The 21,920-nt window shown below is 43.4% G+C and carries 21 protein-coding genes; 7 read left to right on the top strand and 14 right to left on the bottom strand.

Going from position 1 to position 21,920, the window contains the following annotated elements; all coding sequences use genetic code 11:
* The coding region (locus V7L05_RS18170; protein ID WP_335166030.1) for a hypothetical protein at positions 1 to 183 on the top strand (183 nt) is incomplete at its 5' end.
* A 145-nt stretch (positions 184 to 328) separates the two neighbouring features.
* On the opposite strand, the gene V7L05_RS18175 is transcribed toward V7L05_RS18170, so the two are convergent.
* The 3 genes from V7L05_RS18175 to V7L05_RS18185 all read right to left on the bottom strand — a co-directional run bounded on the left by V7L05_RS18175 (position 329) and on the right by V7L05_RS18185 (position 3,997).
* Entirely contained in the window at positions 329 to 811 is a 483-nt protein-coding gene (locus tag V7L05_RS18175; RefSeq protein ID WP_292834826.1) for a DUF3368 domain-containing protein, read from the bottom strand.
* The gene (locus tag V7L05_RS18180; RefSeq protein WP_292834828.1) at positions 801 to 1,055 is read right to left on the bottom strand and encodes a UPF0175 family protein; all 255 of its coding nucleotides are present in this window, start codon (positions 1,053 to 1,055) and stop codon (positions 801 to 803) included. The genes V7L05_RS18175 and V7L05_RS18180 overlap by 11 nt, the downstream gene beginning before the upstream one ends.
* 551 nt (positions 1,056 to 1,606) lie before the next feature.
* The gene (locus V7L05_RS18185) at positions 1,607 to 3,997 is read right to left on the bottom strand and encodes a tetratricopeptide repeat protein (RefSeq protein WP_335166032.1); all 2,391 of its coding nucleotides are present in this window, start codon (positions 3,995 to 3,997) and stop codon (positions 1,607 to 1,609) included.
* Positions 3,998 to 4,131: 134 nt separating this feature from the next.
* Between V7L05_RS18185 and V7L05_RS18190 the strand changes: the two genes are divergently transcribed.
* Positions 4,132 to 4,377: a hypothetical protein gene (locus tag V7L05_RS18190; protein ID WP_335166034.1), complete on the top strand. Its 246-nt coding sequence runs from the start codon at positions 4,132 to 4,134 to the stop codon at positions 4,375 to 4,377.
* Between the two features lie 180 nt (positions 4,378 to 4,557).
* On the opposite strand, the gene V7L05_RS18195 is transcribed toward V7L05_RS18190, so the two are convergent.
* The 4 genes from V7L05_RS18195 to nfi all read right to left on the bottom strand — a co-directional run bounded on the left by V7L05_RS18195 (position 4,558) and on the right by nfi (position 8,322).
* Positions 4,558 to 4,851 carry a hypothetical protein gene (locus V7L05_RS18195; protein WP_335166036.1) on the bottom strand — a complete coding sequence of 98 codons (294 nt, stop codon included), beginning with the start codon at positions 4,849 to 4,851 and terminating at the stop codon, positions 4,558 to 4,560.
* Between the two features lie 80 nt (positions 4,852 to 4,931).
* The gene (locus V7L05_RS18200) at positions 4,932 to 6,887 is read right to left on the bottom strand and encodes an FHA domain-containing protein (protein WP_335166037.1); all 1,956 of its coding nucleotides are present in this window, start codon (positions 6,885 to 6,887) and stop codon (positions 4,932 to 4,934) included.
* Between the two features lie 121 nt (positions 6,888 to 7,008).
* Positions 7,009 to 7,509 carry an FHA domain-containing protein gene (locus V7L05_RS18205; protein ID WP_335166039.1) on the bottom strand — a complete coding sequence of 167 codons (501 nt, stop codon included), beginning with the start codon at positions 7,507 to 7,509 and terminating at the stop codon, positions 7,009 to 7,011.
* A 147-nt stretch (positions 7,510 to 7,656) separates the two neighbouring features.
* Entirely contained in the window at positions 7,657 to 8,322 is a 666-nt protein-coding gene (gene nfi, locus V7L05_RS18210; RefSeq protein ID WP_335166041.1) for a deoxyribonuclease V, read from the bottom strand.
* Between the two features lie 242 nt (positions 8,323 to 8,564).
* On the opposite strand from nfi, the gene V7L05_RS18215 reads away from it, so the two are divergent.
* The 5 genes from V7L05_RS18215 (at position 8,565) to V7L05_RS18235 (ending at position 12,490) form a co-directional block, all read left to right on the top strand.
* Entirely contained in the window at positions 8,565 to 9,086 is a 522-nt protein-coding gene (locus V7L05_RS18215; protein WP_335166043.1) for a hypothetical protein, read from the top strand.
* A 177-nt stretch (positions 9,087 to 9,263) separates the two neighbouring features.
* Positions 9,264 to 10,511, top strand: a complete 1,248-nt coding sequence (locus tag V7L05_RS18220) for a hypothetical protein (protein WP_335166045.1) — start codon at positions 9,264 to 9,266, stop codon at positions 10,509 to 10,511.
* The gene (locus V7L05_RS18225) at positions 10,463 to 10,687 is read left to right on the top strand and encodes a hypothetical protein (protein ID WP_335166047.1); all 225 of its coding nucleotides are present in this window, start codon (positions 10,463 to 10,465) and stop codon (positions 10,685 to 10,687) included. Before V7L05_RS18220 ends, V7L05_RS18225 begins: the two co-directional genes overlap by 49 nt.
* Positions 10,688 to 10,935: 248 nt before the next feature.
* Positions 10,936 to 11,901 (top strand): aldo/keto reductase, encoded by a 966-nt coding sequence (locus tag V7L05_RS18230; protein ID WP_335166049.1) that lies wholly within the window; start codon positions 10,936 to 10,938, stop codon positions 11,899 to 11,901.
* A gap of 379 nt (positions 11,902 to 12,280) precedes the next feature.
* The gene (locus V7L05_RS18235) at positions 12,281 to 12,490 is read left to right on the top strand and encodes a DUF6887 family protein (RefSeq protein WP_335166051.1); all 210 of its coding nucleotides are present in this window, start codon (positions 12,281 to 12,283) and stop codon (positions 12,488 to 12,490) included.
* Between the two features lie 56 nt (positions 12,491 to 12,546).
* On the opposite strand, the gene V7L05_RS18240 is transcribed toward V7L05_RS18235, so the two are convergent.
* The 7 genes from V7L05_RS18240 to purC all read right to left on the bottom strand — a co-directional run bounded on the left by V7L05_RS18240 (position 12,547) and on the right by purC (position 21,788).
* On the bottom strand, positions 12,547 to 13,803 hold the full coding sequence (locus V7L05_RS18240) for a DNA cytosine methyltransferase (protein WP_335166053.1): 1,257 nt from the start codon (positions 13,801 to 13,803) through the stop codon (positions 12,547 to 12,549).
* A gap of 159 nt (positions 13,804 to 13,962) precedes the next feature.
* On the bottom strand, positions 13,963 to 15,129 hold the full coding sequence (gene lpxB / locus V7L05_RS18245) for a lipid-A-disaccharide synthase (protein WP_335166055.1): 1,167 nt from the start codon (positions 15,127 to 15,129) through the stop codon (positions 13,963 to 13,965).
* Between the two features lie 262 nt (positions 15,130 to 15,391).
* Positions 15,392 to 16,210 carry an acyl-ACP--UDP-N-acetylglucosamine O-acyltransferase gene (gene lpxA / locus V7L05_RS18250; protein WP_334950388.1) on the bottom strand — a complete coding sequence of 273 codons (819 nt, stop codon included), beginning with the start codon at positions 16,208 to 16,210 and terminating at the stop codon, positions 15,392 to 15,394.
* Between the two features lie 310 nt (positions 16,211 to 16,520).
* Positions 16,521 to 17,051 carry a 3-hydroxyacyl-ACP dehydratase FabZ gene (gene fabZ / locus V7L05_RS18255; RefSeq protein WP_335166058.1) on the bottom strand — a complete coding sequence of 177 codons (531 nt, stop codon included), beginning with the start codon at positions 17,049 to 17,051 and terminating at the stop codon, positions 16,521 to 16,523.
* A 99-nt stretch (positions 17,052 to 17,150) separates the two neighbouring features.
* Positions 17,151 to 17,999, bottom strand: coding sequence for a UDP-3-O-acyl-N-acetylglucosamine deacetylase (gene lpxC, locus V7L05_RS18260; RefSeq protein ID WP_335166060.1), 849 nt, complete (start codon positions 17,997 to 17,999; stop codon positions 17,151 to 17,153).
* Positions 18,000 to 18,258: 259 nt separating this feature from the next.
* On the bottom strand, positions 18,259 to 20,895 hold the full coding sequence (locus V7L05_RS18265) for a BamA/TamA family outer membrane protein (protein ID WP_335166062.1): 2,637 nt from the start codon (positions 20,893 to 20,895) through the stop codon (positions 18,259 to 18,261).
* Positions 20,896 to 21,050: 155 nt separating this feature from the next.
* Positions 21,051 to 21,788, bottom strand: coding sequence for a phosphoribosylaminoimidazolesuccinocarboxamide synthase (gene purC, locus V7L05_RS18270; RefSeq protein WP_335166064.1), 738 nt, complete (start codon positions 21,786 to 21,788; stop codon positions 21,051 to 21,053).
* Positions 21,789 to 21,920: the final 132 nt, after the last annotated feature.

A 21,920-nucleotide genomic window follows, 5' to 3' on the forward strand; every position in this document is an offset into this window, starting at 1 on the left:
CTGAGGGTGGACGTTGACCTTCTGAGGGTGGACGTTGACCTTCTGAGGGTGGACGTTGACCTTCTGAGGGTGGACGTTGACCTTCTGAGGGTGGAAGTTGAGCTTCTGAGGGTGGACGTTGAGCTTCTGAGGGTGGAAGTTGAGCTTCTGAACCTCAAATTTCGAGTTTGGAACTCAAAATAGCTACGCGATGTTTACGACGGGCTACGGCTATGCAGTATTATTTACGTTAGTATTGGGTGTGTAGAGTGCGATCGCTGCTAAAATTTAAACTACAACTGTTGTGTAGCATCAATTTGGTGTGATTTTGGGAGAAAGGGTGCGATCGTTATTCCCCTGCTTGTTGTTTTAGCAAATCGACCAAACTATTGGATAACCATAAACCAGCGTCACGCAAAGCTTGAATCCCAGGAGATATGCTTGGGATTAGTCCACGTCTTTTTGCTAATATCAGCAAGCCTCCTGTTCCGATAGTAGTAATACCTAAAGCTTGACCACAACGCCGTGCTGCCCTATCGTCAACAATAGCGGCACAGTCTGAAGTTTTTAGTGCCAAACTCAATACTTGTGATTCTCCCTTCCCTAAATCCCAAGCTGCTACAACAGGAGCAATAGTATTAACTTCTACTATTTGTGTCCAAGAAATACTGGGTAATTGTGTTGATGCAACATCATCTTTTGTTGTGACTTCTTCAAAAACACCTAATGGAACTAAAACTTCTGTGAATAGTTGTGGAATTAATTTTGCTTGTTGACTTTTCAACAGAACAATCAAAGGTGAAGAGTTAATAATTACACGATTAATCGACATTTGCCTGTTCCTGGGCTAACTCTTGAGCAGTATATTGCATAAAATCTACTTGGTAGCGTGATAAGGCATTAATAAATTCAGCACGAGTTAGTCCAGCAATCTCTGCTGCTTTGGCTTGTGAAATGTCACCTAATTCATACCATTTAACTGCTGCTGCAATTCGCATTTCTTGGATAAATTCTTCAGGATTTTTACGAAGTGCTGAAAATACTGTTTCTGGTAATTGGATTGGTACTGTTCGCATAAATTTATCCTCTGTTTATAAAAACACTCGTTGAAAACCCTTGAGTAACAGCCGCTACGCGCCGTATTACGTACTTGATTGCTGGAGATGAAAACGGTTTGAGGTGTTTACGCCTCAATCACGTTCTGGTAAGATTAGGTTCAACAGGAACGGTAATCAACCTGTATAAAAACCTAAATACCTAACGGTAATCTGTACCTTGACAATTGAAGATATGGGGTTCTATTCCATAGTTCTAGTTCCTGCCCAGGAATAGGTAAAATCTTCATGGGGACTAGGCGATCAGAATTTCAATCAAACAAATTTTGGAATCATCCAACTACCGAGGGGCACTCGGAAAGTTAACGCTTGAGGAGAGAACCACCTCTGGGTTAGATACCGCAAGGGGTCTAATCTAAGTGGACTCGTTGAATCAAGAATCCCCGTCCGCGACGGTCGGGGAGTGTCAATAGAGAGCATTCCTCAGCTTATAGTCAAAAGCGCTAATATTCATGGGCGATCGCTGCTAAAATTTAAACAATTTGGTGTGATTTGTTGGAAAGATGCGATCGTTAGCGATATGCTTTTCTTAAAAATCTTGCATAATTTCCCCGAACCCTCATTGTATCGGTATGACCTACACCTAAAGACTGCTCACAAATTGCCAAAGCTTGCTGATACAGGGGTTCGGCTTCAGTGTAGCGTCCTGTAGAACTGTAGAGTGCTGCGAGATTGTTCAGGATAGTGGCGACATTGGGATGATTGTCTCCCAGTGAGCGTTTTTTCAGTTCCAAAGCTTGCTGATACAGGGGTTCGGCTTCGCTGTAGCGTCCTGTAGAACTGTAGAGTTCTCCAAGATTGTTCAAGCTAGTGGCGACATGGGGATGGTTGTCTCCTAGTAAGCATTTTTTCAGTTCCAAAGCGTGCTGATACAGGGGTTCGGCTTCGCTGTAGCGTCCTGTAGAACGGTAGAGTCCTGCAATATTGTCCAGGGTATTGGCGACATAGAGATGGTTGTCTCCCAGTAAGCGTTTAGTCAGTTCCAAAGCTTGCTGATACAGGGATTCGGCTTCGCTGTAACGTTCTGTAGACTCGTAGAGTAATGCGAGATTGTTCAGGGTATTGGCGACATGGGGATGTTCTTCTCCCAGTAAGCGTTTAGTCAGTTCTAAAGCTTGCTGATACGGGAGTTCAGCTTCGCTGTAACGTGCTATAGAGTTGTAGAGCAATGCGAGATTGTTCAGGATATTGGCGACATGGGGATGTTCTTCTCCCAGTAAGCGTTTAGTCAGTTCCAAAGCTTGCTGATACAGGGGTTCAGCTTCGCTGTAACGTGCTATAGAGTCGTAGAGTAACGCGAGATTGTTCAGGCTAGCCGCGACATCAGGATGTTCTAAACCAAGACGATTTTCAGCTATATCTTTACATAGTTTGTACCAAGGTTCTGCTTGCTGATAAAGTCCTTGACCCTCATAAAACCACCCTAAACCTGTGAAAGGCCAAATTAAATCCTCGTCGCTTAGATATTGGGATAGGTGGATTGCAACTTCTGCAAGATGGGGGATATGTGGAGTGAAGTTGAGAATATCTTCACGGTTAGGCTGTTGAGGAATTTGCTTTGCCACCTCTGACATCATTGCTGCAAAGGCAGTTTTCACCTTATCCGCTTCACTTAACTCATTCAACTTCATTTGGAAAAATTGTCGAATCAATGGATGTAGACGATAAATTCCTTTACTTTGTCGTTGTAGTAAATGCAGTTTCAGTAAATCAGCTATAGCTTTCTCCCAGAGTTCTTGTTGATTGTCATCTTCTACCGCCTTAGCAGAAAAAGGAATATCAGCCAAAGCATACAAACTCAGGCAATAGCCTAAGCCTTGTGCATTTTCATCCAACTGTTCCCAACTCAATGCAAAAGCTTCAGCAATGCCGTGTTTATAATGCATCAATTGGTTAGCCTCGGCTATTGCTTCGTGTTCCAGTCGCTTTTTCTCTAGCCGCTTCAGCAGTTTTTCCAGAGACAAATCCGGCATTGTATCCAGATATCGCCCCACTAACTCTAACGCCAAAGGCAAATATCCCAAGAATTTACAAATTCTTCTCGCAACCCAAGGTTCGCTTTTAAGTCGTTCTCTATCAACCAGCGATTTTAATAATTTCATCGCCGCCAATGGTTTGAGAACACCCAAAGGTAATTGCAGCAAAGTTCTGTCAAATTCCTGGCGCGTTGTCAGCAATACTTTAAACCGGGGTGATTCTGGGGGGAGATAAGGGTGAACCTGTTTTTTGTAGTCAGTGACATCATCAAACACCAGCAGCACTTCACCTTGTTGCCAATTTTGCCAGCAGTATCTCAGCCTATCTGCAAATCCCCAATCGTCCGGTGCAATGAGTTTAAATTTCAGTTCCGCAAATCTGAGAATCTGAATTCCGACATCTATTCCCTGTGCAGATAACCAGCAAACCCCGCCTTGATAATTCTGCAAGTGCTGTTTGGCGTATTGGGTAGCGAGTTCAGTTTTGCCTACTCCACCCATACCCGCCACAGCGACAATTGCAACTTGCCGAGATGTTTGTAATAGCTGGTGCAGTTCTTCTAGTTCCGCCTCACGTCCCACAAATTTTTCAAATAGAACAGCAGGGGGAATATTTTGATGAATTTCTTTAATTGTGGGGCGAACATCTTGCCCGCCATTATATTTTGCTGTGAGGTAAGCGCGTAACTTTTCTAGCTTACCCCGGCTTTCAGAATTGGCTAACTCAGGATAACTCTGGGCGAACTTGTCATACACCTCAGTCATCCGCTTTTTGAAAGCAGCCGCACCGATGTTCAACTCGCTGGCAAGTTTTGCCTCACTCTTCCCTGAGTTTTCAGCCTTCAAACGCTCTACAAAAGCTGCCGTTTGTTCTGGGGATAAGCCACGAATAGCAGCTTCGTTGGCTAGAAAATCAGCCGATAGCATAGACAGCTTGTGAGATTTCTTCTCGATTCTACTTAAATTCTACCTTCTCTCTACTTTGTCTCCATTTCTAGGGAATCTCCTCTTCTTGTGGCAGAAATACCATTTGCATAGAAACATTTAAAAGAGGTTCTGCCGTGAAAACTGCCTTAACAACTCCAGTCAACTCCAATCAAGCCGCCCAAACTTCGCAATTAATCCCCGCCTCGCCAACATTGGTAGAGAATCCATCTACTTGGATGCGAGATGGATACAGCCCTACTGAAATTATTCTTGCGGCGGCAATTTTAACTTCATTGTCGATTGGGGGAATTGCTTCTGTGATTGTGGCAATTACAGGTTTAGTTAAAACTTTAGTACGCCCGACAAGCAAAAAAAACTAAGTAGGGGCACTGGCAAAGGCAAATTCTTCGCTTCGTTGCTATCCCGCCTCGGAATCAATTCCGAGACTAATAGCCTAAGTCCGTTGAAACGGACTAAGTTTAATTAATTTGAGTCAGTTTTAACTGACTTATGCTGTTAGCCTGCGATTTGAATCGCAGGCGGACTGAAAATATCGCCCGTCACTTGAGCCACTTGAGCCTCTGAACTTGAGCCACTTGAGCCTCTGAACCTGAACGTTGAGCCTCTGAACTTGAACGTTGAGCCTCTGAACTTGAACGTTGAGCCTTTGAACTTGAACGTTGAGCCTTTTTACTCGAACGTTGAGCTTTTTTACTCGAACGTTGAGCTTTTTTACTCGAACGTTGAGCCTTTGAACTTGAACGTTGAGCCTTTTTACTCGAACGTTGCACCTTTTTACTCGAACGTTGCACCTTTGAGCCTCGAAGTTGCACCTTTTTACTCGAACGTTGCACCTTTTAACCTCAAATTTCGAGTTTGGTACTCAAAACAGCGAGATAAATACTGTATTCCTCCTGTCTTCTGCCTCCTAATACTAAGGTGACTGATTTAACACCCATTTCAACCATTGCCCAAAGGAACTCACAACATTTAACCTTTGAACTCCAGCCGCACGGGTGGCAGCGAGTCCATCAACGGCGACTAATGCGGCATACTGCAAGCCCAAAAAACTATCAACTGCTGCATAAGGGCCACCTAATGTAATAGCCCCAGCAGCATACATTTGACCTCTATCACTACGCATTTCTACCAATTCAAAATTGTTCGCTACAGCCAATCGCCCCAGATGATTCACTGGGAGGTTGTAATGTTTCACCAAATCTGCTAACAGGGGATTGGTATCTACCTTGGCATCCAATCCAGTAGCATCAACAATAAAGTCAGCTAGCAATTTCATTTCCCCAAAACTTTGCTCTCGAATACGGGTAATAGTCCGGTTTTGGGCATCTCGTTCTACATCCAGCACCTCACCAAAGGTAATTTGATACCAGCCTTCGCTTAACCCTTGGGCAGTAATTTGCTGCCAGTCGTGGCGGTCGGCGGTGGTAGTTCCACCCCAATCTGCTAGTAAGCCTTTGCGTTCGTCGGGACTCGCTTTTTCTAATATTGCCCGGAGTTCGCCGCCCCAACAGGCTTTAGGCCAGTTAAAGGGTTGAAATTCGTAATGATTTTTGACTTGGCGCTGGGCATTTTGAAATTTGTTGCCTTGGGGTTTAGGCGATCGCATTAAATGCAAAACTGAAATATTCTGATTTCGTTTTCTGGCTTCATAAATACGCTGAAAAATCCGCGAAGCGACAATTCCCCGCCCCCGAATCAACACAATACCACCTTGTTGCTCTAGTTGCTGATAAACATGATCGTGAGCTTCATAAGCATTGACTACAGATTTAAAATCTTGATATTTTTCCCTATAAGCTTGCAAATCTGGGAGAAACTGAATCGCTGGATACCCAGTAGCTAAATGTAAATAACGACTAACTAAAAAAGCATAATTTCCTGGGGCGCGAGAATAGGCTACGCAATATCTGCCATCATCAGTTTTGCGAATTCCCCTAACTCGCCCATAGCGATAAATTTGATTCCAGCCAATGCGCTTCGCCTCCCTATCTATGGAATCAAAGACATTACCCGCACGGGGAGTATAAGTTTCTGCAAATGTTGGTTCAGCAAACACTTGCCACAAATATTTAAATGCTGATATAATCTTTCCTTTAGTGAAATCGTGCCAAGCCTCACGCAACGCATAACTAGGCCAGCCCCAAATATTATCAGGACAAGAGTCAGAATTAGAACGCAGTCTTTCATGTAAGGGAATTTGCGAATTCAAACACAGGCGCTTGTAACGAGCATAAGGTTCCGCCTCTAATCCCAAAGCCACAATCTTCTCAGCACGCACACCACTAATTCGCAGCAAATCAGCCCAGAAAAAGCTACCCAGTCCCGCCCCGATCGCGAGATAATCAGATTCATCTACTGGTAATCCTGTAGCATGAAGTGCTTGCACAGCAACCTTTTCCGCCTGAAACGCCAATGGCGGGAAATTACTTGCCAAGGGTGTTAGCGGCTGGACTACAGCCAACCTGGGGTCTGGAAGATTGGTATTTGCATTGAAATGAATCGTTGAAGGGGGGCTGGTATTTGGTGCAGAAGCGATCGCAGCAAATGTCACCATTATCACATAGGGGCCAATTTGCAACGTATCGCCATTAGCCAGAACACTGCGCGTTTGTGGTTGACCGTTGACATACACACCGTTAACGCTATTTTGGTCAATCACCACCAAATGGTCTTGTTCCCAGTCAATTAGGGCATGGTAGCGAGAAACTTCATTACTGTTAAGCAGCATCCTAGAAACCCGCACTCCCCTAAGTTCAGCAGGTAAGCGAGCGAATTCTCGACCAAAAGCGATCGGCATATTCAACCTTGGTTCTCGCCGTTCACCCGTCGCTGGTTCTTCCCAACTCAATTGGATTTGTTCATTTGTCATTTGTCATTAGTCATTTGTCATTTGTCATTTGTCATTTGTCATTTGTCATTGGTCATTTGTCATTGCTTATTCTCCTCATCTCCCTCATCTCCCTCATTCCCCACTCCCCACTCCCCACTCCCTAACTCCCTACTACAATCACACTCACCGCCGCAGCTAAAGATGTTCCACACCAACGACAGCCTATGTATAGATTCTCTCCTGGGGAAACTTTATGACATTTGGGGCATTCTAAGCCATAAACTCCTGGCTGTGGATGCGGTGGCAGCAAAATTGTTGCTGGAATGCTACCCGTGGAAATGCTAGTAACATTGAGTTTTATTTGTCCCAAAGAGATACTACTGCCTTCCGTTAAAGGCATTTCACCTTGAACTAAGGGACTTCCATCGACAACGGGGGGATTTTGCGATCGCAAATTCCTAATATAAAAGCGCTGTTGCTGGCAATCAAAAAATATTTCAACGTGCAGACCAGAGACAGTGGGGTGACTCAGAACAATATCGCACTGGACTGGATCGCGACCGATGCGGACAGTTCCAGGATTTTGACTTGGCTGTTGTTCGTAAATGTTCTGAGTTTTATCTTGACCTGCATCGTGCCACTGTAAAGTTAGTGCGTTCATTGTTCTAACTTCATAACTCATATTTAGCTATTTCAACTTCTTTATGTGCTATTCGTAACACTATTGAGTCGGTGCAAGCAAGTATTTAGAAAAAACTTTATCTCCCCTCTCCTTAGTAAGGAGAAAGGTTGAGGGTGAGGTTTCGCTTTATTTCGCCGAGGCTAATTTATCAGCAATGCGTGTAGTTTCTGGCAGCCGATATTTTGGTGTGCAGCGTAATACATAGTCAATCGCTGTCGGTAAACTAATTCGATGACCACTGGAGATGTAGAGAGGTTTTACTCCTGTGCGCGATCGCAAAACTGCCCCAACCGTTTCACCTTTATATATCAGTGGTTGCCAGTTACCTTTAGTTTCTGCCAATTCCTCATGCTTACCTACCAACTTGGATTTGGCTACACCAATTGTCGGTATATCCACAAGTAACCCTAAATGGCAAGCTATACCTAATCTGCGCGGATGCGCAATTCCCTGACCATCACATAGGATGATATCTGGTATTGTTTTAATCTTTTCCAGGGCATCGAGGACAGCTGGAATTTCCCGAAATGAGAGGAACCCAGGAATATAAGGAAAGGTTGTAGGACGGTGTGCTAGGCTTGTCTCGATTACTTGCAAATCAGGAAAACTCAGTACTGCGACAGCTGCACGGCTAATTGTTCCATCAGCTTCAAAACCCATATCTACACCAGCAACGTACTGGATAGGTTCTTGAAATTGATCCTCTGTAATTACTTGATATCGCAGCTTTTCTTGGATAACTATGGCTTCTTCCAGCGTCGAAGGCCAAGCATGATCTCGATAAAACTTCATATTTAAATTTGTAATTAAACTGATTAATATTAATCCTGTTAATTTTGCAATCACAAAACAAGGGTTTCTGATGTTGAGACAGGGAAAAGATATTTATTGCAAAAGTCTGTGAACGGCTATCTTGATAATATACATTTTAGCCCAGGTTAGCTGATATCTTGCATCAGAATGTTACTTAAGGCTGTGAAGAGGGAATCCTGAGAATATAAGTTTATTTTCCTAGATTTTCTCTTTTATTGGTTATGACACAGCCGAATATTCTAAAACTTGCAAAACAGGGAGATACGAAGGCGATCGCATCTCTGATGAACCGCCACCTACACCCCAAAGGAATCGCTGCAAAAGTTGCCTTTAAAGATGCTTGCTTAGAGGTAATGCTAGAATCTGCCCAAGTACCAAATCAGCAAATTTTAGTTGCATTTGTCCGCAGAGGGTTAAGGGCTTTAGGCGCTGCATCTGTTGAAATAGTGAAAGTTTCTGGACGACAAACGGGTAGCGAGTTTCCAGCTTGGAGTAAAGAGTTTGATTTAGACATAGCAGAAGCTGAACTAAAAGCAGTAGATAATGAACAATCTTCCAAGAATCCTCAAATCCTAACTATTTGTATTAACTTAAGTGGCGATACTGCACGCGGATTAACAAACCAAGATTTTGAAATTATTGCTAATCAAATAAGCACTGATATTTTATCATCTTGTACTGACGTTTTTATTCAAAAAGTAAGTATTAGTAATGGTAGCTCTGTGATTACAAAAGAACGCTAGTGTTTAATTTGGTTCGCGCAGAGAAAAAGCCTAAAATCGGCTTTTTTGTAATAAGTTTAATAAATCTATGTAAATTTTAAATATAGGGCTGTAAATATTCTGAAAATGTTGCTTTTACCTGTAAATGGGGAATCCTGAGATAGGAGATATTATTTCAGGTTTTTGGATTTATTGGTTATGACACAGCCGAATACTCCGGAAGTTACTAAGCAAAAGCTACAAACGTTTTACTGGCCTTTATGGTTTCCTTATCCTAGTTCTTGGTTAAAAGCATTAATTTTGACTCTATTTTTGAGAGTTATTATATTTCTAGTCACTAATACTGGAAAATTAGGCTACCGCCTCGCATATTTTGTAAACAGTCCTGACTTATTTGCTATATTTACAATACTGTTAATCTTATCTCCAATTCCTATAATTTCTTGGACTCATCACTGCTTACACATGCTTATTAGTCGGTTTGTATCAGAAATTCAGGCACCCGAAATAGGTAGAACACAAGGATTATTACCAGGAATAATGAGTTGGTGGGAAGGATTGTATGCTTGGCTTGTAATTGCAATTTCTACACTGATAGCAGCTTTGTTTTCTACAATCCTCCTACCGTTCTTTAATCTTAGCTACGCCAGACAAATTGAATACTACACACAAATACAAAATGTTAATAATAATATAATATTGATATTTGGGGTGTTCTATATTTCTGCTGGGGCACTAACTTATCAAATTGAACATTTGGTAAGATGCCGAATAATATCTGCTTATTCTGGCAATAAAAAGCCTGATACAAGTAAACAAAATGCTGATTTAAATACAGACAAAGAACTGAATAAATTGCGTGGAGAAATGGGCATAAATAAAATAAAATCAAATATTTTATCCAATAATGAAGAAACTAAAATCATCAATATTCGACGTAAATATAGCAATTTAAATAAAAAATTCCTGCTCATTTTTTTGATATTTTCAATTGCTGTAGGAATATATTTTTCTTCCAAATTCGTAGAAATCCTTCCCATAACCTCTAAAATTCCAACACAAATACCATCAAAGTCTGTATTAGTTATACCCTCACCAGTGACATCAGAATCGCCGACTGTATTCCTTAAAACTGATACATTCCGAGAGGCAGTAAATAAAGCAATCAATGCAGCTAACCTGACTCAATCAGCAAAATCTCCAGATGATTGGAAAACAGTTGTGAGTCAGTGGGAAGCTGCGATCGTACTTATGAAAACTGTGCCATCTTCTAGCCCCAATTATGTAGTAGCTCAACAAAAAATCAAAGAATATCAGAGAAATCTAAACTATGCTGAGAAAAATTCTGTCGGTAATAAGGAAAGCGATATTCTCGACACTAATGAGGATAAATTATCGTGCTTAATGGACTCAGGCAACAGGCGATTGTCAAACCTGGTGGTGTAGTAGAAATCTGTTCTCCAGAACTTCCAGCAGGTGCAACTGTCGAGGTGATAGTACTTCTGGAGTCACCCCCAAAGCATTCAGAAAAGCCTCTAACTAGCTTTATCGGATCTGCTAGAGGCAGTTTTGCCACACCCGAAGAAGTGGATAAGTTTATTCGCCAACAACGAGATGCATAAAAATTTTGGCGTTGCTGAATTTGAATATCAATTATTCTAAAAGCTTAGTTGATAAAAGCTAAATATGCTCTTTCTCTCTGCGTGAGCTTTTCATATTTTTAATCAGCAACGCTGGAATTATAAATGCTATTCAAGGCATAGGGTTCTACCTCGATACCAACATCTGGATCTATGCTTTAGAAGGATATCCAGTTAATTCTCCCTAGCTAGAATTTATAATAAAAGTAATTTCGCCCCCGAAGCTAATCATGACAGAAGGAAAGACGCGGCGTAATTTCCTAATTACCAGCATTGCTGTGACTGGAGGTATTGTGGCAACTAATGCTTTTCAGGAAAATACTACCAACATCGCAACACCGCCAGCAAGTATGCCAGAACGCCTGCTAGGACGCACAAAAGTAAAACTTCCTATCTTCGGGTTAGGAGGAGCAGGACAAACGCCACTATCCTGGGAAGGAAAAGAGGATGATGCTACGGCAATTATTCAAAGAGCGCTGGAACTTGGCATTCGCTACTTTGATACAGCAACTAGTTATGGGCCCAGTGAAGATTATTTAGGTAAAGTGTTACCACCCCATCGCTCAAAGCTGTTTCTAGCAAGCAAGACTGATAAAAGAGATCGGGATGGTGCATGGCGAGAATTGGAGCGATCGCTTAAACGTCTGAATACAGATTATCTCGATTTGTGGCAGTTGCATCACGTTTCTTTTTCTGAAGAACTCGACACCATCTTTAGTCCATCTGGCGCAATTAAAGCTTTGGAAGAAGCCATACAACAAAAATTGGTGCGGTTCGCAGGTATTACTGGACATCACGACCCTCAAGTGATTGCCGAAGGGTTACGCCGCTATCCTTTCCACACTACACTGATTCCTGTGAATGCTGCCGACAAACACCATCCACGTCCATTTATCCCGGTAGTTCTACCAGTTGCTCAACAAAAAAATGTCGGTGTGATTGCGATGAAAGTCCCGGCTTATGGTCGGCTGTTTAAATCAGGTGGGTTGACAGGTATGGAGCAAGCTTTAGGTTACACAATGTCTCAGCCTGGAGTTCATTGTTGCGTGATTGCGGCAGAAAATATTGCACAATTAGAGAAAAATGTCAAGATAGCGCGGGCTTTTGTGCCTCTTAAGGAGCAAGAATTGACAGCGATCGCAGGGCGGACTGCTAATATCTGGGAAGATAGTACATTCTTCCGTGCTTGGACTTAGGCCAACCCGCCATAAAAGAGGAGTCAGAATTCAGAATTCAGAATACTCTACCCATAAAGAAATAGAGTTTTAAGGCGAGAATATTTTAATTTTTTTCGCCCACAATTCGGCTTGGTTTTAAACCTATATTCATTACCCAGTCGTACAGAATTCAATTCTGAATTCTGACTCCTGAGTTCTGAATTCTTCTTATAAAAAATGCCCAAATTAGGGACTTCCAAATAAAAAAATATCCCAAAACTGACGCTAAAATCCTCTCTATTTCTCCTCTCTGTGTTCTCTGCGTCTCTGTGGTTCGTTTATTTGGATAATTTATTTCTTGGAAATCCCTTAAGCCGCAAACTATCAATTTTTTCGGATGGTCGATGGGAGTTTAACGATGACGAAGCCCGACTTTAGCAAAATGTCTCGTCAAGAACTTAGATCATATATTTTAGCTCATCGTGAAGATGATGAAGCGATTGAGGCATTAATCAAACGGAGAAGTCCTAATAGTCCGACATATCCATTCCCTCAAACTAACGAGGATTTGAGGGAAATGGAAGAGATACTCAAGAAAAAACTGGGTAGTGGTGGAGAGGCTGTCTAATTAGTTGAAAGGTTTGACGAAGGGTTCAGATAGTGAAATCTTGCAGATATTACAACTTACCAGTCACACTGATAATATTGTGCCGCTTGCGACATATTAAATTGTAATAGCTTCTCATCTCCCAACTTGTATCGCAAACTCGGCTTAAAAGGCAATAAATTCAAACTGCGAATAATTTCCGCCGCCACAGCCTTTGCTAGTAGCGGTGGTACAGAGTTACCAACTTGGCGAAAACCGTGCCATTTGGTTACATGAAATCTAAACCAATCTGGGTAAGAATGCAATCTCGCCGCTTCTCTGACTGTAATACAACGGGGTGTAAATGGGTGAATTGGTCTAGGAGATGTAAAAGAACCTCTATACTTGTCCGTTCCGGCTCTTAAAGTATTGCAGACACCAGCAGGATGCAGCTTATAAAAACGACTAATTTTTTCTCTCTCGCCTTGTTGAGTCTCCTGAAAACGTTTAATAGTTTCCGCAGAATGTTTTGTTCTTAAACTTGAAGAAAGTATTCGCAAATCATATTCACGTTTGTAAGAATAATCATCGTCTAGGTATTTGATACCGCGAAGTACAAGAGCATAGTTACTAGGCTTTCCGTATTCTGCTACAACCCAATTTCTTATTAGTAACTCAGGATATTTTTCTATTTCAGGTAAATCTCCAATTGCATCCCCTACTGTAGGACTCAATGGAATCTCAGATATTTTTTTAGAAGTTAAATTATTTGGTAATGCTTGTTTAGTAATCGGCTCAGGGTATTTCGGTAACTCGACATCCTCCCTTGCACCGATGAGAAATAATCTCTCACGCGATTGTGGTACTCCATAATTTGCAGCGTTGAGAATTTGGTAATTTTCTTCTACTTTATAGCCGTAAATTTTAAACTCGCTAATTAAAGTTTGGAGGATTTGTTTATGTTCGCCAATTGTGATCCCTCGGACATTTTCCATCACAAAAAATTTCGGTTTTAGCTCAAAAACCAGCCGATGAAAGTGAAACACCAAAGAGTTTCGGGGATCATCAACAGCCCGTTTACCAATTAGGGAAAATCCTTGACATGGTGAGCCACAAATTACCACATCAATTTCACGATCGCCAATCTTAGACCGATTCCTGATTTCTTCCCCGGTTGTATCCACAACACTTTTACATAACACTGAGCAATAAGGGAAGTTAAACTCATGTGTTGCACAGTGGATCGGGTCGATTTCCACAGACGCCAGCACATCAAAACCAGCTTGTTCAAAGCCAAGAGTCATACCGCCTGCGCCAGCGAATAAGTCAACTGCGATCGCTCGTTGTTTTCTCATCTCATAAGCCATGACACCCCAATCTAATTCGTAATTTATAATTCGTAATTCGTAATTAACGCACGGAGAAATGCGGGTTCTAGAAAAAACAGGTGCTTCACACTTATTTTATTCATAAATAAACTGATTGATTCTCTATTTTCAATTACGAATTACGAACTACGAATTATTTGGTAGCATTTGCAAAATTTCTTGAGCAGCGCGATCGCACACCCCAATTTCTCCTAAACACCGCCGCATTTCCTGATAATCTAGCAAAGTTTGCTCTCTGCGACTGGGATTGAGTAGTAGTTCCATCGCCGCTTGGATAATATTCTCTGGTGTGGCTTGCTCTTGTAAAAATTCTGGCACAATCTGCTTCATCACTACTATATTGGGTGGCGATGCAAAGGTTAAAGAACCTTTGAGGATTTTACGAGCTATCCAAGCAGTCAGGGAACTTAGACGGTAAACTACAACTTGCGGCACATTTAACAGAGCAAGTTCCAGATTGACAGTACCAGATTTGCTAATGGCTAAATCAGCCGCAGCAAAAACTTCCTTTTGTTGACCTAATAGAACTGTAGTCCGCAAACCGTAACGCTTAACTGCTTCCTCAATTGGCTGTCTATAGGCTTCCAGAGATAGGGGAATCCAAAAATGAACTTCAGGTAATTTAGCTTGAATAGTTTGGGCAGCTTGAAAAATAATTGGTAAAAGATATTTTAGCTCTTGGTGGCGAGAGGCGGGGAGGAGTGCGATCGCAATTTGTTCTGGTGCAATCCCCAATGTTGCACGAGCGACTTGGCGACTAGGAGCGTCTTGCATTCGGTCAACCAAAGGATGCCCTACCCAAATAACTTTTGCGCCTTGCTCCCGAAAGTAACGGGCTTCTTGGGGAAAGATTGCTAACAGCTTGTCTGTAAAGCCAACAATCCGGTTAGTTCTACGCAAATTCACTGACCAAGCCCACTCTTGGGGAGCGATATAATATACCACAGGCACATCTGGCAGATGCTGTTTCATGTAAGTCCCAATTCCGATATTTGGACTCATGTAATCGATCAGCACCACCAAATCCGGTGGATTTTGCTTTAGGGAAGCGATCGCCTGACGTTGCACCTGGAGAGTCGGTAAAATATAAGGCAGCCCTTCTAGAATACCCATTGAGCCAATACTACTGGTATTTCCCAGCAGAGTTGCCCCAGCCTCTACCATTTTTTCGCCACCCAGCGCCACAATCTCTAATTCCAGCCCAATCGCCCCAGCTTGACGCTTTAGTGCCGCAATTAGCAGCGATCCTTGCAAATCGCCAGATACTTCGCCAGTGCTGATAAATATCCGCATTTGATAATTAAAGTTAGGAGTTAGCAGTTAGGAACGTGGATTAAATAAAATGCAAAACTTCATCTTACCTCACCCTCAATCCCTCTCCTTTATAAGGAGAGGGATTGAGGGTGAGGTAAGCCAGGGCATAAATTGTATGTTATTCAATTCTTATTCCTTAGGAGTTAGCAGTTAGGAATGAATAGTTAGGAGTGAGTAGTTAAGAGTTAGGAATTAAAAATTCAATTCATCAACTCCTAACTCCTAACTCCTAACTCCTAACTCACGATTCATCACTCACGCCTTTTTTCCCCTTACCAGGAATCAAACCACGTCTTCCCGGCATCTGAGAAAGTAGCAGGAAGCGGCGCAGATGCTGCAATTCTTCGCTATCCCCTAACAATTCCAACTGTTCCAAAGCATCTTTAAAGGACAAATCAGAACGGTAGAGAATGCGGAAGGCTTTTTTCAGCATTTGCAAATCTGCTGAGTCCATACCAGACCGTTTAAGTCCGACAAGGTTGAGGGTTCGTACCCGCGCCGGATTTCCCTCCACTAGCATATATGGGGCTACATCCCGGTCAATACGTGCCATGCCTCCCACCATTGCCTGTCTACCAATACGCACAAATTGATGGACACCTAAAACCCCACTCAGTCTAGCGCGTGACTCTATATGAACATGACCTGCCAACGCCACAGAGTTAGCAATCACTACTTGGTCTTCAATCACGCAGTTATGAGCCACATGGACATAAGCCATCAGCAAGTTACCATCACCAATTACCGTCGCTTCACCGGCACCGGTAGCGCGGTTAATGGTAACGTACTCACGAATCAAGTTATTATCACCAATTTTGACCCAGGTTGGTTCTCCCACAAACTTCAGATCCTGGGGTTCCATGCCGATGGCTGCACCTGTAAAAATCTGATTTTGCGCCCCAATTTCACAAGGTCCCTCTAGCACTGCATGAGCGCCGATTATTGTTTCAGGGCCCACTTTGACATGCGCTCCAATCACAGCATAGGCACCGACTTGCACTGTATGGTGGAGTTCCGATTTCGGATCAATTACAGCAGTTGGATGAATTAGCGTTTTCAAGGGTGAATCTCCAGAACTGTCTTGATAAGCCAGCGCCGGGCGAGGTTTCTCAGGCAGGTGTTACTCTGGTTAAGAGAGTTGTACCGACTGCTGTCCCATCGAGGCAACTGACATTGTTGAGCGGGAAGTATTTCAGTGAACGAAAGTGTCGGGCAAAGCAAGTTAAGTGTGAATGTGAGTGCGTCTCGTAAAGAGGGCGTTGAAAATCAAGAAATTATCAGATGCTGTTGTGGATTTTTTTAACTGTTATCCTTTTTCAGGATTCAGTAGGGGCATTTCACGGCTATGCCCACACCACGAAAGCAAACTTTTAGTTAACTAGAGAAAACATTAATTCCCCTTCACAAGCAAGTTGACCATCAACTTCGGCACGACCTTGCATCTTACCGAAACGACGTTGTTTTACCCATAACAGTTCCAACGTCATTACTAGTTGATCCCCCGGTACGACCTGGCGGCGAAAGCGGACTTTATCGATACCAGCGAACACGAACAGCCCACCTTCTCCCGGAGACATTTGAGTTAGGACAATGCCCCCAACTTGTGCCATTGCTTCGACAATTAGCACCCCTGGCATCAGTGAACGTCCAGGGAAATGTCCTTGGAAATAGGGTTCGTTGATAGTAACATTTTTAACGCCAACAGCTTTTTGACCTGGAACGTAGTCAATAATTTTGTCTACAAGTAAAAATGGGTAGCGGTGTGGTAGCAATTTCTGAATTTCTTCAGATGTGAAAGTTGTTTTAATCTCAGAGATGATTTTAGTCTCATTTATAGCTTGTGGTTCGGTAGATGTCGGTGTAGTCGTATCGATGGTATTCACTTCAGTGAGGATTGACATTGGCCGTTTGGTTAATTTTTCATTTGAAAGTTGAGTAGGCAGGCGTATATCGAAAGCCTTAATAATCCTCGATTTTAGGCTTTAGCTCCAATCCAAAATCTAAAATCCAAAATCTAAAATTCTTTGAGCCAATTGAATGTGTAAATTGTGACTGGCTTTATACGCTAAGAAATGAGCAATAGGAAAAGTTCCTAGTAAACTTAAATCTCCTACTAAATCCAATATCTTATGACGCACTGGCTCATTTGCAAATCTCAATGGTGGATTTAGCCAGCCTTCTGGTCCACAAACGAGTGCATTATCCAAACTGCCACCCTTAATTAACCCTGTTTTTTGTAAGTGTTCAATTTGATGCAGTAACCCAAAAGTCCGGGCAGGAGCGATTTGGGCAGCAAAGCTAGCAGCAGCTTTTCCTAGTTCAGCAGTTAGTGACCAACTATGCCATTGATTACCAATGGTAGGCAGGTCAAAATCAATACCGTAACTAAAGCGGGTTTCTGATGCTGGGAGGGCACATACAAAGGCGTCTCCTTGATAGACCCATATTGGTTCTGTAATAGCCTTGGGAACTTGGTTGTTAACGGGTTGTGATACTAAGCCAACTTCGGCAATATTGGCTGTCCACACACTTGCCGAACCATCCAAAAGTGGAACCTCTGGGCCATCAATTTCAATACGGGCATTATCCACACCCATACCCGAAAGTGCTGCCAACAAATGCTCTACCGTGCGAACATATAACTCACCCTTGCCCAACTGAGTTGAGAGAACAGTGTGACTAACTGCCGCAACTTGGGCTGGAATGATCGGCAAATCCGGTAAATCCACCCGCACAAAGTAGCGTCCACTTCCCGCCTCAGCTGGTAGTATCCGCACCTGGGTATTCACACCGCTATGCAGTCCCACTCCAGTTTGAGTGATTTGAGCTGCTAGAGTGTGTTGTTGCATAACCGAAAAGTCAATATATTTCCTTTAGTATTGTTCATCGTCTGTTTTGGTAAAATCCCTGATATTCCCCTAAAAATGTGATTAATCCCTTTATCGGAACAGTATTGAGGCAAATGTAAAAATTAGCAAGCTAATTAGGAAAAGAGAATTGTCATTAGTCCTCTCTTACAAAGTTCTGATCGCCGGAAACCGGCGCTCAGACTTTGCGCTTTGTCCTTTGTTATTCACCAATGACCAATGACTAATGACTAATGACAAATTAAAACCTTTCGCCAATACCAAAATTAATCCGGCTATCACCGTCATCGTTGATACCGTAGTCAATCCGAATTGGCCCTAGTGGAGACTGGACGCGAACGCCGAGACCATAGCCGAAGCCACTCCCGTTCTTATTGAGTACATTAGCTGCTAGGGTACTAGTACCCAGGTCACTGCCGATATCAAAAAATAGTGCGCCACTGACTACTGAAAAAACTGGGAACCGATACTCAACTGATGCTTGCACATAACTACGTCCACTACCTAATGCTCCTTCTTCATAACCCCGGACGGAGTTGCTACCCCCAAGGGTAAAAGCTTCGTAGGGAGGCAAGTCACCAAAAACTGTTCCGGCTTGGAAGTTAAATGCTAGAGTTTGCGCTCCTTTTTTGGAGAGGCTAATCAACTTGACGGGGATATATTGGCTGTAGCTACCCCGTAATCTGGTGAGAAAAATGTTGCCTAGTCCCAGAGGAACTGACTGATCGATTCCCAAGCGGAGATAAGAACCACTTGTCGGTTGCAAGGGGTTATTACGGAGATCGCGCTGTACCCCTAGTTGTAATAACACCAAGTCGTCTTCACCTCCACCAGAGAAGGTAAGTGGAACTTCTTGGCTGATGCGGTTCCCATTATTATCATCAAATATCGCTCCTGTTTTTCTGAGATTGCCATCGGCATCACGGGCGGAAACTCGTTGATACTGTAAACCGGCTGAGGCTGTCCATACGGAAGTTTTGTAGGGATTAGAGGACAGAGGACGGGTAAAGGTGACACCACCACCGAGACGGAGAATGCGGGGGCTATCCTGAGAATTTGTATTAGTGGGATTCTTTGGGTCAAATGTTCTAATATCCTGATCTTTGCCATCAAAAATCAACGAAATGGAACTGCGGCGAAAAAGATTGACCGTGTAGGAAGTCCGGTGGGGATCTCCGGCGATCCAGGGGTCTGTATACCGCAGGTCAAACAGCAGTTCCCGCTCTCCCACCTGTACTTCTGCACCCAGCTTTTGGTTCCTACCGTTCAGGTTTTGCTGTTGATAGCTAACCGTGCCAAACAGTCCGCTAGCAGAACTAATCCCTGCCCCAGCCGCCACCGAACCGCTACCGCGTTCAGCTACATTCACTACTACATCTACCTTGCTAGGGTCACTACCAGGGTCAAGGGAGACATTTACATCTTCAAACAGTCCCAGTCCATACACGCGCTGTAGGTCTTTTTGCACCGTGTTGCGGTTGAATACCTGTCCTGGCTTTAATTCCAATTCTCGTGTAATGATGTAATCTTGCGTCCGTCCCCGAATCGGTTGTCCCTTCTCGTCTGTCTCCTGACCATCTTTATTGCGGAACCGGACTCTAATATTTTCTACTACCCCTTCTGCTATTTGTAAGGTAACAACACCGTTTTCAGAGACTTGTGGCGCTCCAATCACGTTGGCTAGCACGTAACCTTGGTCTTGATACCGCTTGTTTAACTGCTTGATGGCTTCCTGCAAGTCACGCAAGTTGAGGATTTTGCCATACTGCTGGCGAAAGACTTCATCTACAGTGTTAGGTGGTAGTACGGAAGCAACACCAGTGCCAGGATTGGCTTGTACTTGTACCTTGGTGAGGACGGGGTTAGGCTGTACAACAAAGCTGACTCGCACTCCCAAGGGGGTATCTTCTGGCGCTGCTTGAACGTTGGAGAAGAAGCCAGTACCAAAGATGGCGTTAATATCTTCTTGCAGTTGGCTGCGAGTTGTCGTTCGTCCTGGCTGGGTACGAATTACTTTATAAACTTGATCTTCCAGTTCTGGTGATAGTTGCCCAGCCTGTGATCTAACTACTACTTCCGACACCAGTACGCGGGGGTCATTGGCTTCTGGGGCTGTGTTGGGTTGAGTATTTCCCGGAGTTGTCGGCGGGTTAACATTCTGCGGATTTGGAGTCGCGCCTGGGCTTGGGGTAGGTGTTCTTTGTTGACTACCTGGAAGTGGAATGTCTGGAGCGGTTGATGGTTCTGGAGTTGTGGGTAATAAAGGTTCGGTTGTCGGTGGATTGGCATTTTCTGGGGCTGGAGTAGTCTCAGGAGTTTGGGAAGGTGTTTGTTGTTGACTACCTGGGGGGGAAATTACTGGAGCGGTAGATGGTTCTGGAGTTGTGGGTAATAAAGGTTCGGTTGTCGGTGGATTGACATTTTCTGGGGCTGGAGCAGTCTCAAGAGTTGGGGAAGGTGTTTGTTGTTGACTAGCTGGCGGTGGAATGACTGGAGCGGGAGATAGCTGTTGAGTAGGGTTGGGATTTATTTGAGAGGTTTGTCCAGTTGTTGGCGTTGTCGAGGTTGGTACTATTACCTCTGATGTTGCTGCATCTACGCCCGCCGCAGGCATCGCTGCTGGTTTGCCAGTAGAAACTGGGACAACGCCAGATTGGAGATGTTCCGCCTCTGTAAGCCCTGTGGGATTAGGTCGAGATTTTAGACTCTCACTAGTGTAAGCCTGACCAGTGTCCTTTTCTGGCTGCTGATTTGTTTCTAGTGTCAAAACTTCTGTTGTCTGTTTTGAACCTTTGGCGGCTTCTGCATTTGCACTCATTGAGCCGCCCAAAGGGACTGCAATTGCTACTGCTGCCAGCAATACGGGAGATAAACGCATTTTACTTATGATTCCTATTCACGACCACACACACACCATTACAAATTAGTCATTGGGCATTGGGCATTGGACATTGGGCATTGGGCATTATTTACAAAGGACAAATGACAAATGACAAATGACAATCCACACGAGTTTAATTGATTTTTACCCACTTAACTATTACTCTCTACTGCTTTTAGCACTCTTTGTAAAACTTCCTGATAGGCATCCTCTACATTTCCTAAGTCCCGGCGAAAGCGGTCTTTGTCCATTATCCGGCGGTTTGAGTCCTCTTCTGCGGTATCCCACAAACGGCAGGTGTCGGGGCTAATTTCGTCTGCCAAGAGCAACTGCTGTTGTGAGTCCAAACCAAACTCTAGTTTGAAGTCTACTAGGATAATGCCGCACCGTTGCCAAAAGTTAGTCAGAAATTCGTTGATTTGCAATGCTAGATGTGTAATTGCGTCTACTTGTTCCGCAGTAGCTAGTTCTAGGAGGTATAGGCGATCGCTTGTCAACAAAGGATCTCCTAACTGATCGTTTTTGTAATAAAACTCAACCAAAGGCTGTTTCAGAATTGTACCCACTGGTAAACCTGTTTGCTGACACAGACTGCCAGCAGCAATATTTCTGATCACTACTTCTAAAGGTAAAATCTTTACTGCTCTCACCCGCATCTGATTTGGCGCAGGGCTGTCGATAAAGTGAGTTTTTATACCATTTGCCTCCAACTGTTTAAAAAGCTGGCTGGAAATGCTACAATTAATTTTTCCTTTCTCTTGGATGCTGCCACGTTTTTGGGCGTTAAACGCCGTGGCGTCGTCCTTAAAATCTGCCAACAAGACTTCGGGATCGTCCGTTGTATAGAGAATTTTCGCTTTGCCTTCGTATAACTTGGAATTAACAGACATGGTGGCAGGTAAAGTTTTAGGCGATGGACAAAAGTTGTCCTTTGAGGCTTCACCATTTTATCTTTAGTTATTAACTATTAGCCATTGGTGATTATTTAAGAGGACACGGGGCTGCCGATAATTGGCCAAAGG

Source organism: Nostoc sp., from assembly GCF_036917755.1.
Lineage (GTDB): Bacteria > Cyanobacteriota > Cyanobacteriia > Cyanobacteriales > Nostocaceae > Nostoc.